Here is a 13,892-nt window from a genome sequence, read left to right on the forward strand (position 1 = left end):
AAAGGAGTCAGAATTTACAAAGAGGTACTTGTATGCCTCACCTTATTTTAGAGAACAAAAATTTAATACTATTTTTAAACCTCAAATTTAATTTTATGAAACGAAGAGGATTAATATTTAATTCGCGGCCTAACAAAACAGCGGTGTTTGCGTTAGGATTAATGCTGGGACTTTGTCCTGTTTCAAAGGCGTGGGCCGATACAAACATGAAAGATAGTCAAGTAGTGGCACAGGCTCAAAAGAAAGTGAAAGGTCAAGTCGTTGATGCAATAGGCGAACCATTGATTGGTGTGAATATTACTGTAATAGGAGGAACAGAAGGAACTATTACGGATATTGACGGAAATTATACGATTGGTGTACCTGCTGGAGCTAAGTTGAAATTCAGCTATATTGGTTATAAGGATCAAATTATAGATGTGGCTGCGCAAACTGTGATAAATGTAAAATTGCAGGAAGATAGCGAAGTGTTGGACGAAGTTGTGGTAGTGGGATACGGTTCACAAAAAAAGGAGACATTGACTGGTGCTGTAACAGTGGTATCTGATAAAATGTTGAAGAATAAAGGAACGATGTCAAGTCCGTTACAGGCAATGCAAGGTCAGGTTCCGGGTGTTACGATCACTCGCAATTCGGCAGCTCCGGGAGATGAGAGCTGGGGCTTGAAATTGCGTGGTTCTGTTTCTGCAAATAATGCGGAGCCATTGATCGTTATTGACGGAGTTGCTTATGATGGTGTAAATGCACTGCGTAATATTAACCCTTCCGATATTCAGTCTATCAATTTTCTGAAAGATGCATCGGCTGCTATTTATGGTTCCCGGGCTGCAGGTGGTGTGGTATTGGTAACCACTAAGCAGGCAAAGGAAGGAAAAGCGAGAATAGAATATAGCGGTTCATACACTTACAAGATGGTGGGATTGCAGCCGGAGCTGATGACTATGAACGAGTGGGCAAATGCAGTGTTACAGACTTGTCAGAACGATGGTCAGCCGGATTCTTACTCATGGGTGAAATATGCGAAAATGGCATTGGCTAATGAAGGTAAATACATTGATTTGGATCACAGTGCAAATCCTTTTGCTCCCAGCTATTCAGATGTAATGGATTTCGTGTTCATGGATACCAACTGGCAAGACGTGTTGTTCGGCAATTCTTATTCTACGCAACATGACTTAGCTGTTTCCGGAGGTACAGAAAAGAATTTATATCGCTTGTCCGTAGGGTATATGTATGATGACAGTAACTTGAAGTGGGGAAATAATAACAATCAGCGTTTCAATCTTCGTTTGACTAATAAACTGAAAGTCTTTGATAACTTTTCTATTGAATCTGTGATAGCCTATAACCGCCAGGATCAGGTGGCTCCTTCACAACTGAATAGAACATTGACTTCCAGTTATCCGCAACCGGGACTTCCGGCTTCTACGATTGATGGAAAACCTTATTCGTGGGGAACTTGGTTGTCACCGATTTGGTTTGCCGAACTGGGTGGAGATAATAAACTGAAAGTATCTGAAATTAATATCAGTGAGAAATTCACTTACAATATTAATAAACATCTGGATGTAGTAGCAAATCTCGGTTATAACTCCGGAGTAGCTTCACGTGATATAAAGAAGATGGCTATTACTTCTTATAATTATGCGGGAACCAAGATAAACACCAAGGCCGACGGTTACAAACAGGAAGAGTCGTCTTACGAGAAAACAAGTTCACGTACAGACTTCTATTCTATGGCAGGTTATGTTGATTATCACAATACATTTGCGCAGCATCATAATGTAAGTGCAATGGTTGGTACTCAATATGAATTGAAAGAATATGATTATTTTGGTGTATCGGTGAAAGATATACAGAACTCGTTGGAAACTGTAAATGGGGCAGGTCTGGTAAATCTGACAGATAAACATGGTACGAAGTGGCATGAGGCTGTGATGTCCTACTATTCTCGTTTAAATTATAACTATAAGTCAAAATACTTATTGGAAGTAAATATGCGTTATGATGGTTCTTCCAAGTTTAAACCGGAAAATCGCTGGGACTTCTTTTATGGAATATCCGGTGGATGGCGTATTACGGAAGAGGCGTTTATGAAGAACATCAAATGGTTGAACGATTTGAAAATCCGTCTTTCTTATGGTGAAGTTGGTAACCAGAGTGGTATTGATCGATATGATGGTACACAATTCTATAAATTTGAATCTCAAAGCGGAGCTTATATCGGTCCTAACAAAGGCACTATCATAGATACGAATGGTAAAATCGCTTCTCTGGGACGTGAATGGGAACGCATTAAGAACTATAATTTAGGATTGGATTTTTCCTTGTTCAATTCCCGTCTGACAGGTACTGCCGAAGTATACATGAAACGTAATGATAATATGTTGATTAATGTTTCTTATCCGGGAGTTCTGGGTGATAACGCAGGTATGTCAAACAATGGAAAATTCAGATCACATGGATGGGAAGTCATGGTAAACTGGTCTGATAAGATTGGAAAAGACTTCACTTATCATGTAGGAGGTACTTATTCTTTTAATACGAATAAACTGACGGATATTGGTGCAGTTTCAGTTCTGAAATCCGGTTTTGTTGATAAACAGCAAGGTTATCCGTTGAATAGTATTTTTGGTTTGCGTTATGCCGGCAAAGCACAGACAGAAGAAGAACGTCAAAAATATCTATATCGCTTCCTGACTGGTAATACTATCGGACTGACAGAACAAAACTTCCGTTTGGGAGATAATATGTATGCTGACGTAAATAATGACGGCAAACTGGATCAGAATGATATTGTTTATTTAGGTACAGATGATCCGAAAATCTCTTTCTCTTTTAATGTAGGAGCAGAATGGAAGGGATTTGATTTATCATTGGTTTTCCAGGGTGCTGCTCAACGTACAATCTTCCGTACGGGAGATAATAATGGTAATGAGATTTGGCGTATACCGATGAAAGCATTATATCTGAACACTTCGAATCAATCGGTAGGTAACACGTGGAGTCCGGAGAACCGGGGTGCTTATTATCCGACATATAGTAATAAGAATGAAATCAATGACTACAACTATCAGGCTTCTTCCTGGTCAGTGGAAGATGGTTCTTACATTCGTCTGAAAAATGTGACATTGGGATATAATGTACCTTCTGCCTTTTTAGCTAAAACGAAGGCTATTAGCTCTTGTCGTGTATATGTAGCAGGTGCTGATCTTTGGGAATATTCTAAAATTAACGACGGATGGGATCCGGAGGCTAGCCGTAAGGTATCAGCAGCAGGACGTTTCCCCTTTGTCCGTACAGTGACTTTCGGATTAAATCTAACTTTTTAATGTATGAAGAATATGAAACTATATAAGAAAGCTCTTTTAATTTTATCGCTTGGTCTGACACTGAATTCGTGTCTGGATCTTGATCCGCAGGACCAACTGGCAGATGGCAACTTATGGGGGGCAGCAGATGATTTTAAATATTTTGCAACTAATTTCTATGGTTGGACCCGTGATTTCAAGTCTGTTATTTCTGATGGTGCACATTCTGACTGGCGTTCGGACTTGATGACTTCCAGTTCTGTAAATATGTACAGTAATGGTAGTAATCCGATTCCTACTTCAGACGGTAACTATACGAGTAATTATGCCCATATCCGCCGTTGCAATTTGTTGCTGCAAAAAGCAGCGTCTTTTTCCGGTAACGGTGATATCAGCCGCTATGTAGCGGAAGCCAAGTTTTTCCGTGCTTATTCTTACTTTGATTTGGTGCAATTGTTTGGCAATGTGATTATCACTAAAGAACCGTTGGATATTACTTCACCCGAGTTACGCATGAGCCGCAATGACCGTAGCGAAGTGATTGACTTCGTGATTCAGGATTTGAAGGATGCGGCTGAAGTATTGCCGGAAACAATTACGACAGACGATGAAGGGCGTATTTCAAAATGGGGAGCTTATGCATTCCTTTCACGTGTCGCTTTATATGAAGGCACATGGCAACAAAACCGCAATAATGAAGAACGTGGCAAAGCATTGTTGAGTATTGCAGCGGATGCGGCGAAAAAAGTTATCGACAGTAAGCAATTCGAGCTATTCAAACCGGCAGCATTGGGAGAGATGGCTTATAAATACCTGTTCATTTTAGAGAATGTACAGTCTAATCCTGCGAATCTGACTAAGAGTGCCAATAAAGAATATATATTCTATCGTCGTCATGATGAAACGATTGCTCCGATCGGGACTAATATCACACATGGTTGTGTAGCGAACGTGCAATATATTAATCGTAAATTTGTGAATATGTATCTTTGTAGCAATGGGCTACCTATTGACCATGCCAAGAGTGCTGACGTCTTTAAAGGTTATGGAGGTCTGACTACGGAATTTGAAAATCGTGATAATCGCATGAAGAACTGTCTTCTGGCTCATGGCACTAAATATTGGGATAACGACAAACCGCGTATTGATTGGAAAGGTATGGATGGGGAAGATGCGGCCAATGCCATTACATGTAATGTATTCCAAGGTTCCGGTTATCAAAACCAAAAATGGGGTACGGAACGTAAGGTGGCCGATACATTTGAAGGTTACGACTTCCCGATTATTCGTTATGCAGAAGTTTTATTGAATTATGCCGAAGCTATGTATGAGTTGGGAACCACCGGCAAAGCTTTGGATGATGCCTTGAATATCTCGTTGAATTTGGTTCGTCTTCGTGTAAACCCGGATATGCCTAAACTGACTACGTCTTTTGCTTCAGAAAACAGTTTGAATATGCGAGAAGAGATCCGTCGTGAACGTACCATCGAATTGTACAATGAAGGTTTCCGAGTTGATGATTTGAAACGTTGGAATACTGCTATTGTAGAGATGCCTAAACCTATTCTAGGAGTGAAATGGACAGGAACTGATTTTGCGACTTCATGGGCTGGCGCTTCTAATATGGCAAAAGATTCCGATGGCTGTTTGATCTTGGAAAATAGTCGGCGCTGGGGTAGTAAAAATGACCTGTATCCGCTTCCGGTAGATCAGTGTCAGTTGAATCCGAACTTGGGACAGAATCCGGGATGGCAATAATCAAGTCTGAATAACTTAAAGAATAAGAATCATGAAAAGAGATTATATAAAATATTTTGTTGGACTGGCGGCTTGTTCGTTTTTAGGTCTGACTTCATGTGATGATGATAAGGATTTAGGAGGAAAGATGGACGAAATGATTACAGTGTCCACCATTACTCTTAACGAAACTCAATATGATGCAGGGAATAAAACAATTTGTCTGCTGAAGAACAAAGAACTGCAACTCTCTTGGAGTATTGCACCTGAAAATGCAACCGATGCTAATGTGCAATGGACTTCGTCGGATGAATCTATTGTTGCTGTTACACGGGAAGGTAAGGTCGTGACTAAGGATAAAGCAGGAAAAGCTATTATTACATTAACGCCGGAAATCGGTTTCGGTCCGGAAGCTACGATCGTAACCAGAACTGTTGAGGTCTTGGAGGAATATACCTACATGTCATCTATTAATATAAAGAACGAACCAGTGGAAGAGATTGCAGCTGGGGATGAATATCAGTTGGAAGTTGTGTCAGAACCGTCAAATGTTACATTTAAACGATATAAGTGGGCAAGCAGTAATCCGGAGGTAGCTATCGTAGATGAAAAGACGGGATTGGTAACTGGAATCAGTAAAGGTAATGCAACTATTACGGTGACTGCTGATGATTTTAGTTCGACTCCTGTATTTGCAAGTTGCAACATAGGAGTTAAAATAGTGACTCCAATTACTGGAATGACATTTACTGAAGATAAAGAACTCAATCAATTAGGATACGGACAGGAATACCAGATCAAATATACATTGGATCCTGTAGATGCTACTGCATCTTTACTGACTTGGACAAGTGATAACCCTGATATGATTAGTGTAGATAAAACAGGAAAATTGAAAGTACATACTACTAAGGCCGCTTCTGCTGTGATAACAGCTTCTTATGGCCCTGTTGTACAAAATGTAACTGTCACAGTTGCCGATGGACGTTTCTGGTATTCATTAGGTAATGGTTTGGGTAATGGACTGGATAATAATTGGTATTTGGATGGCAACAATGCGTCTGTTGTTTCATCTGATGGAAATAAGACCACTGTTCAGATGGGCTCCGGATACCGTGGTGACTTATGGCTTGCAAGAAGTGGTAAAGGAAAAATTGTAAATGTAACTCCTGCTGATTATAGATATTTTGCCATTAAGGTAGGATTTAAATCTCAATTGGTTCCAGGAAAGAACAAACCCAATGGTTGTATTAAATTAGAGATCTTTGATGATGGTATTAAGAAAATCGGTCCTGAATATTTTGGAACAGGCGGAGATGCTAATAATAGATACGAGATTCTGGGTGCAAGTGAGATTTCGACTACGGAGCCAAATGTCTTGTATTACGACTTACAGTCAAAATATAAAACTGTGACTCCTACAGATTGGAATCAGGTCTTTGATTTGTCGCAATGTAAGTTTGTAATTGCTGATTTCCCGGAAACAGCTCAGACTTATGATCTTTACTGGATTCGTTCTTTCAAATCCATAGAGGAACTTCAAGCTTTTGTAGATAGTGAAAACAATACTAACGAATAACTACCATGAATAAGATGAAATTATATACAATAATAGGAGCAGGGCTTTTTGCCCTGACTTCTACCACGCTTTTAGCATGTAGCGAAATAGAAGACGGCTCTAATGATATGAGTAGTTGGCCGGAAGTGAAGGATTATGTTACGACTTTGGAGCATCCTTGTATGCTTCATACAGAAACGGATTTTGAGTTTGTAAAAGGAAAAGTGCAAGCCGGTGCGCAACCTTGGAAAAATGCGTTCGATCATTTAAGTCGTGGTGGGAATAGCTTGTCACAATCAAATTATAAGGCTTCTCCGGTGAAATTATTGGCGCGTCTCGATCAAAATAATTGGGCAGGCAAATATCCCAATGACTGGAATAACTACACGAAGTTGATGAAGGACGCTGCCGCAGCCTATCAATTGGCCCTTCGATGGAAATTGTCGGAGACTGACGGTGCACAGTATGCAGATGCTGCTGTTGCTATTTTGAATGACTGGGCTAAAACATGTACAGGATTTATCGTGAATGATAAAGGTGAATTTATAGATCCGAACGAGTTCTTGATTTTTATTCAGGTACATCAAATAGCAAATGCAGCGGAGATTATGCGTTCTTATTCAGGATGGCAGGAGGCTGATTTCGTTAAGTTTAAGGCATGGATTGCAGATGTCTTTTATCCTCATATCACAAAATTCCTGTCTACGCACAATGGAAATGAATGTGCGCTTCATTATTGGCTCAATTGGGATTTATCTGCGATGACAGCTTTACTTTCTATCGGTATTTTGGCGGATGATAACTTTAAAATCAATGAAGCTATCCAATATTTCAAATTCGGTATTGGTTCGGGAAATATAGGAAATGGCGTTCCTTTCATACATTTAGATCTGGATAGTAATGAAATGCTGGGACAATGTCAGGAATCAGGCCGTGATCAGGGACATGCTACCTTGTGTGTCAGTCTGCTGGGTGCTTTCTGTCAGATGGCAAAGAATGTAGGTGAAGACCTTTTCATCTTTGATGACGGACGTGCATTGGCTATGTGTGAATATGTAGCTAAATACAATATCGGTAGTGCTGAAACCGGTAGTTCAAGTGCCAGTTGGAAGATGACCGGTTTCAGATATACAGATAATGATCTGCCTTATACTACTTATACAAATTGTAGTGGAAGCTGGGATACCATTTCTGCACAGGAAAGAAGAGAGGGAAAGGATTCACGTGGTGAAGTGCGTCCTGCGTGGGAGCTGGTGAATCGTTTGGCGCAGGATTATGGTAAATCAAGCATCTATGCTAAGATGTGGGTTGATAAAATGCGTGAGAATGCGTCTCGTGGCAATTCTGATGGTGGAGCAGGTGACTATGGACCTAATAGCGGTGGTTATGACCAATTAGGTTTCGGAACCCTGATGTTTGCAAAAGAGTAAAGAAAAAGCTGTTGGTAATATAGCATGATTGTTTTACAATAATCTTGGATAAATAGAAAAAAGTTGGAAAGGGATTAGGTATTTACCTAATCCCTTTCGTATATATAAGTAAATAGGTCAGTAAATAGATTGTTTTGAAATCAGAGATGATAGGATTCAGTTTTAAAAGTGCTTGGTTTTTATATAAGGTAGAAAGAACCTGTTTTTAGGAATAACGAATCTAGTTTTGAATGAAATTGATTAGTAAGGTATATGCGTAAAAAGATTCTGTTTTTAGCAGGAATGATGGCTTGCAGTTCATTGGCAGGCGCACAAGAAATTTCTAAGACCTGGGTGGCTGATAAGGGGAATGGAACTTATCAGAACCCGGTTCTTCATGCTGACTATTCAGACCCGGATATCTGTGCGGCCGGAGATGATTTCTATATGACAGCATCCAGCTTTAATTGTATTCCCGGAATTCCTATTCTTCATTCCAATGATTTGGTTAATTGGTCGTTAGTAAACTATGCGTTATCGGTTCAGGAGCCGGAACCTTTCTTCGATAAGGCACAGCATGGTAAAGGCGTATGGGCACCGGCCATTCGTTTTCATAACGGAGAATTTTATATTTACTGGGGGGATCCGGATTATGGAATCTATATGATTAAAACCAAAGACCCGAAAGGAAAATGGAGCAAACCTGTATTGGTAAAAGCAGGGAAAGGAATGATTGACCCGACACCACTTTGGGATGAAGATGGAAAAGTTTATCTTGTACATGCATACGCTGGTAGCCGTAGCGGAGTGAATAGCATCGTAGTTATTTGCGAACTGAATGCTGAGGGAACAGAAGTAATTTCCGATCCGGTGATGGTATTTGATGGAAATGATGGAAAGAACCATACGGTAGAAGGACCGAAGCTTTACAAACGCAATGGATACTACTATATTTTTGCTCCGGCAGGTGGAGTAGCAACCGGTTGGCAATTAGTACTTCGTTCGAAGAACATTTACGGCCCCTACGAATCGAAGATCGTAATGGCACAAGGAAAGACAAATATCAACGGGCCTCATCAAGGTGGCTGGGTAGACACCAACACAGGAGAATCCTGGTTCATTCATTTTCAAGATAAAGGAGCTTACGGACGCGTGATTCATCTGAATCCGATGACTTGGGTAAATGATTGGCCTGTAATCGGAGTAGACAAGGATAAAGATGGTTGCGGTGAACCGGTAACGACCTATAAGAAACCGAATGTAGGAAAGACATATCTGATAGCCACTCCGCCGGAGAGTGATGAATTCAATACCCGTCATTTAGGGTTACAATGGCAATGGCATGCCAATAAAAAAGACACTTACGGGTTCACGACCGACTTGGGGTATATTCGTCTTTATGCAGGCAGTCTCTCAAAAGAATTTGTGAACTTCTGGGAAGTTCCTAACTTGTTGATGCAAAAGTTTCCGGCTGAAGAGTTTACGGCTACAACCAAATTGACATTTACTGCCAAGCAGGATGGGGAACAAACCGGAATCATTGTAATGGGATGGGATTATAGCTATCTCTCCATTCGTAAGGAGGGAGATCAGTTTATTCTGCAACAAGCAGTCTGCAAGGATGCGGAACAGCAAAATCTCGAACAGATAAAAGAATTGGCAAACATTCCGGTGGAACATCTGAAGATGCCGGGAGTAGCAGATAATGAGTGGCAAACAGTTTATTTGCAAGTAAAGGTTCGTAAAGGAGCCGTTTGTACATTCGCTTATAGTCTGGATGGAAAGAAATACACGACAGTGGGAGAGCCTTTCACAGCCCGACAAGGCAAATGGATTGGAGCCAAAGTTGGAGTATTTTGCGTAACTCCGAATGAGGGCAATCGTGGATGGGCAGATGTAGACTGGTTCCGGATGACTAAGTAACTGATGGAGTGACTAAGTAACTGACCGCTCAAGTAACTGACAAAGAGAAATAAAGATTAAGAATTAACGCGAATATATTTGAACTAAGATGAAAAAGATTGTAGTAGGTCTGGCTGTGATGTTAGGTTTTTGTATGTGCACTCACAAGCCTTCCGGTACATTGGATGTGAATAAGGCATTAGACTATTGTGCAGAGCAGACACAACGTACGCTTACGGAACTGAAAACAGATTCCGGCATTGACTATACGATGATGCCACGTAACATTATGGCTGACGAACACCACTGGAACTGTCGTAAGGCAACGAAAGAAGAATGGTGTGCCGGTTTCTGGCCGGGTGTGCTCTGGTATGATTACGAATATACACAGGATAAGCATATTCTGGAAGAAGCGAAGAAGTTTACGAACTCATTGGAATTCCTTTCTCGAATACCAGCTTATGACCATGATTTGGGATTTCTCGTATTCTGCAGTTATGGAAACGGCTATCGCTTGACGAAAGATCCTGCTTATAAGAAAGTGATTCTGGATACGGCCGATTCGCTGGCTACTTTATTCAATCCGGTTGTAGGAACAATGCTTTCGTGGCCTCGTGAAGTGGAACCACGCAACTGGCCTCACAACACAATCATGGATAACATGATTAATCTCGAAATGCTTTTCTGGGCAGCAAAGAATGGTGGAAATCCTTATTTGTATGATGTTGCCGTTTCTCATGCTGATAAAACAATGAAATGTCAGTTCCGTCCCGATTATACATCCTACCATGTAGCAGTCTATGATACCATCACTGGTAATCTGATAAAAGGAGTAACCCATCAGGGCTATGCAGACAGTACCATGTGGGCGCGTGGTCAAGCATGGGCAATCTACGGATATACTGTAGTCTATCGGGAGACGAAAGATCCTAAATATCTTGATTTCGCACAGAAAGTGACAGATGTTTATCTCGAACGTCTGCCGGAAGATAAGGTTCCTTATTGGGATTTCAGTGCCCCGGGAATACCGGATGCTCCGCGTGACGCTTCGGCTGCGGCAGTAGTGGCCTCTGCTTTGCTTGAACTATCTACTTACCTCCCGAATGGAACCGGAAAACGTTATAAAGATGCAGCTATTGAAATGCTGGCAAGCCTGAACTCTGACAGTTATCAGAGTGGCAAGAGCAAACCGTCCTTTCTGCTTCATAGCGTAGGACATTGGCCGGCTCATTCAGAGATAGATGCCTCTATTATTTATGCAGATTATTACTACATTGAAGCATTGCTTCGGTTGAAACGTCTGCAAGAAGGAAAGAATGTAATTAAATAAAGAAGATTTATATCGAATAAAACACTATCTTTATCACAGTTATTTAACAATAAATCTATGTTGTATGAAACAGTGCATTAAAACAAATGGAGTTTTATTCTTTTTTTGTTTGATATCATTAATCATTACTGCACAGGAGCAATCAGTGCAGTCTAATATCAAATGCTTGAATTATCCTAGTTCGTTTGAGTTATTGCTTCGGCATTTTAAAGGAAAAATTGTATATATTGATGTAATGGCATCTTGGTGTAAACCCTGTCTGGCAGAACTCAAAGAATATGAAAAAACAGATGATTTTTTCAAAAAGAATGATATTGTAAGACTTTTTATTTCAATAGATGAACCCAAGGATTGGAATGCCTGTTTGAAAAGATTGGATGAAAGATTATTAAATGGGTATTTTGTCACCTATCATCGACCAGAGAATAGTGTTGAGAATAATAAATTTTCTGTTGAAGTGGAGAAGTTGTTTGTCACTTATGATGAGAAAGGTAATTTCGCCGGGCTTTCAGTTCCTCAGTTTATTATTGTTAATAGGGAGGGAACTATTGTAGAATATAAGGCACAAAGACCAAGCAATCCGGAGGAATTGAAGAATCAGTTGAAACAATACTTGGAATAATATGAGGAAAGACTCCCAAAAACGAAAAGCTCTGCAAGAACGAAGGTTCCGTGCAGAGCTTTTTTTACTGGTTAGGGTTAGGTTTATTTTATTGTTTTACCTTGATGATGTCATAATTCAGATCGCTGACAGCTTCTTGCAAGCTATCGTTCACCAGACGAAGAGTGGTGTCATTTACAATCACGAAATACATCGGAGCTTCACCATCCTTCGGAGTTAACTTAACAGCAGTAACAGGTTTTTTGTTCACAACCTTGTGTACTGTTTGTTGTTTTCCTTTTGAAGTGAAAGTCTTGTTTTGTCCTTGACCTTCAGCATCGAGGTAAGTCATATCCAGTGTATACGCAGTATCCACACCGTCAGTTGCAGCGTTCAGGGTCAGTACATAGTCAATACCCGGACCGTCGGCAGCAGGAAGAGTACCTTCATAAACTTCAGTTAATTCGGTAATCGGAGTCATCGCAAGAGCTAGACTGTCTGCTTGTGCCTCTGCGGCTTTGTTTGCTTTTGATTGGCATGATGCCAAAGCAGCTACGACTGCTGCTAACATAATTACTTTTTTCATCGTTAAGTGCTTTAAGTTAATATAAATATAGTGAGCTATTGCTCGTTTTTTGCTATCCTATTCCTGTTCATCGTCCCGTTTGATGACAAGCAGTTTGTCTACTCGTCCGCGGTCCATGTCCACCACTTCGAATTGCAGATTCTTGTAGGTGAAGATGTCTCCTGCTTTCGGGATGCGACCAATCAGGAACATGGCCAATCCACCCAGAGTGGTGAAGTCTTCCGATTCCAGATCTTCGTAGGATAGGATACCCATTTCCTCCATGAAGTCGTCGATATTCATTGAAGCTTCCACCAGCATTGAACCATCCTGCCTAGTGACGATTTCTTCTTCTTCCATTTCATCCTCTTCAAGGATGTCTCCGAAGATACTTTCGGTCAGGTCGTGCAGTGTGATAATGCCTTCTGTGCTGCCATACTCGTTAACAACAACTCCGAACTTGTTTTTGTTCTTCTTAAATAGCTCTAAAACTTTATTTGCATACAAACTTTCCGGAATAAAGAGGGGAGGACGGGCAATTTCGCGCAGGTTAAACACCTTTTTGTTGCCTACCATTAGGATAATATCCTTTACGGAAACCACACCGATAATCTCATCTTTCCGTTCGTCTACCAATAGATATTTACTGTAATGTTCTTCTTCAATAATCTTCATCACCTTTTCCTGTGTATCATCGGGATGAAGGATAATAAGATCTCTGCGATGTGTCATCAGTTCGTTGGCGCGTTTATCAGAGAAACGGAATACGTCGCGTATCATTTCCGTTTCCTCTTTGTCAATCACACCCTGCTCCGAACTTTGATGCAGAATCATTTTGATTTCCTCCTGTGTCATGGGGCGTTCTTCGCTTTTCAGACCGATAAGTTTGTTCAGTAACCGGGTAGAGACGCTTAGCAACCACACAAAAGGATAAGAAACCTTCGTCAGCAGAATCATGACCGGGCTGAACAAAGTGGCGTACCGCTCCGGATTACTAAGAGCAATGGATTTAGGAACCAGCTCTCCGATAATCAGAGAAAGATAGGTGATGATTGCTACGGTAGTAATCATTGCCAGGTTGCGTGCGTATGCTTCTGCGCCCGGAATGAGAGAAAAGAAAGGTACGAGGTCGTCGGCAATAGCCACACCACCATACGCACCGGATACGATACCGATCAGCGTGATACCAATCTGAATGGTAGACAAGAACTTTTCCGGTTCTTCCAATTGTTTTAAAACTCCTCGGGCTGATTTGTTACCTTTTGCGACAAGTGTTTCAAGACGTGCTTTGCTGGATGATACCAACGCAATTTCATACATGGCAAAAATGCCATTCAGTATAAGTAAGAAAAGTATGATAAGAAATTCCATAAATGGATTTAAATGGTTATAGGGTCGAAATTACAAGAAATCGGGACACTATGCAAATATGTGTAATATATTAATGAAAATTTAATAATCGTGTTGTCTTTTTTGTGT

The 13,892-nt window shown here is 40.7% G+C and carries 9 protein-coding genes; 7 read left to right on the top strand and 2 right to left on the bottom strand.

Annotation, left to right across the window (positions count from 1 at the left end):
- Nucleotides 1–32 precede the first annotated feature (32 nt).
- From Bovatus_RS00180 to Bovatus_RS00210, 7 genes are all read left to right on the top strand, one after another.
- Nucleotides 33–3,332: a SusC/RagA family TonB-linked outer membrane protein gene (locus Bovatus_RS00180; protein ID WP_004296971.1), complete on the top strand. Its 3,300-nt coding sequence runs from the start codon at nucleotides 33–35 to the stop codon at nucleotides 3,330–3,332.
- Nucleotides 3,333–3,335: 3 nt separating this feature from the next.
- Nucleotides 3,336–5,069 (top strand): RagB/SusD family nutrient uptake outer membrane protein, encoded by a 1,734-nt coding sequence (locus Bovatus_RS00185; RefSeq protein WP_004296970.1) that lies wholly within the window; start codon nucleotides 3,336–3,338, stop codon nucleotides 5,067–5,069.
- 31 nt (nucleotides 5,070–5,100) lie between these two features.
- On the top strand, nucleotides 5,101–6,627 hold the full coding sequence (locus Bovatus_RS00190; RefSeq protein WP_004296969.1) for an Ig-like domain-containing protein: 1,527 nt from the start codon (nucleotides 5,101–5,103) through the stop codon (nucleotides 6,625–6,627).
- A gap of 5 nt (nucleotides 6,628–6,632) precedes the next feature.
- Complete coding sequence (locus tag Bovatus_RS00195) at nucleotides 6,633–8,036, top strand: alginate lyase family protein (protein ID WP_004296968.1); 1,404 nt, start codon at nucleotides 6,633–6,635, stop codon at nucleotides 8,034–8,036.
- A gap of 252 nt (nucleotides 8,037–8,288) precedes the next feature.
- Entirely contained in the window at nucleotides 8,289–9,938 is a 1,650-nt protein-coding gene (locus Bovatus_RS00200) for a glycoside hydrolase family 43 protein (protein WP_004296967.1), read from the top strand.
- Nucleotides 9,939–10,026: 88 nt separating this feature from the next.
- Nucleotides 10,027–11,247 carry a glycoside hydrolase family 88 protein gene (locus Bovatus_RS00205; RefSeq protein ID WP_004296966.1) on the top strand — a complete coding sequence of 407 codons (1,221 nt, stop codon included), beginning with the start codon at nucleotides 10,027–10,029 and terminating at the stop codon, nucleotides 11,245–11,247.
- Nucleotides 11,248–11,311: 64 nt separating this feature from the next.
- On the top strand, nucleotides 11,312–11,869 hold the full coding sequence (locus tag Bovatus_RS00210; protein ID WP_004296965.1) for a TlpA family protein disulfide reductase: 558 nt from the start codon (nucleotides 11,312–11,314) through the stop codon (nucleotides 11,867–11,869).
- A gap of 88 nt (nucleotides 11,870–11,957) precedes the next feature.
- On the opposite strand, the gene Bovatus_RS00215 is transcribed toward Bovatus_RS00210, so the two are convergent.
- Together Bovatus_RS00215 and Bovatus_RS00220 are read right to left on the bottom strand one after the other, a co-directional pair.
- Nucleotides 11,958–12,434, bottom strand: a complete 477-nt coding sequence (locus tag Bovatus_RS00215) for a copper resistance protein NlpE N-terminal domain-containing protein (protein WP_004296964.1) — start codon at nucleotides 12,432–12,434, stop codon at nucleotides 11,958–11,960.
- Between the two features lie 57 nt (nucleotides 12,435–12,491).
- Complete coding sequence (locus Bovatus_RS00220; protein WP_004296963.1) at nucleotides 12,492–13,784, bottom strand: hemolysin family protein; 1,293 nt, start codon at nucleotides 13,782–13,784, stop codon at nucleotides 12,492–12,494.
- Nucleotides 13,785–13,892: the final 108 nt, after the last annotated feature.

It is taken from the genome of Bacteroides ovatus, assembly GCF_001314995.1.
Classification (GTDB): Bacteria; Bacteroidota; Bacteroidia; order Bacteroidales; family Bacteroidaceae; genus Bacteroides; species Bacteroides ovatus.

Excerpts from the sequence above, each read along its gene's own strand:
- Bovatus_RS00180 (WP_004296971.1), top strand. The coding sequence starts at position 33 with ATGCCTCACCTTATTTTAGAGAACAAAAATTTAATACTATTTTTAAAC.
- Bovatus_RS00185 (WP_004296970.1), top strand. The coding sequence starts at position 3,336 with ATGAAGAATATGAAACTATATAAGAAAGCTCTTTTAATTTTATCGCTT.
- Bovatus_RS00190 (WP_004296969.1), top strand. The coding sequence starts at position 5,101 with ATGAAAAGAGATTATATAAAATATTTTGTTGGACTGGCGGCTTGTTCG.
- Bovatus_RS00195 (WP_004296968.1), top strand. The coding sequence starts at position 6,633 with ATGAATAAGATGAAATTATATACAATAATAGGAGCAGGGCTTTTTGCC.
- Bovatus_RS00200 (WP_004296967.1), top strand. The coding sequence starts at position 8,289 with ATGCGTAAAAAGATTCTGTTTTTAGCAGGAATGATGGCTTGCAGTTCA.
- Bovatus_RS00205 (WP_004296966.1), top strand. The coding sequence starts at position 10,027 with ATGAAAAAGATTGTAGTAGGTCTGGCTGTGATGTTAGGTTTTTGTATG.
- Bovatus_RS00210 (WP_004296965.1), top strand. The coding sequence starts at position 11,312 with ATGAAACAGTGCATTAAAACAAATGGAGTTTTATTCTTTTTTTGTTTG.
- Bovatus_RS00215 (WP_004296964.1), bottom strand. The coding sequence starts at position 12,434 with ATGAAAAAAGTAATTATGTTAGCAGCAGTCGTAGCTGCTTTGGCATCA.
- Bovatus_RS00220 (WP_004296963.1), bottom strand. The coding sequence starts at position 13,784 with ATGGAATTTCTTATCATACTTTTCTTACTTATACTGAATGGCATTTTT.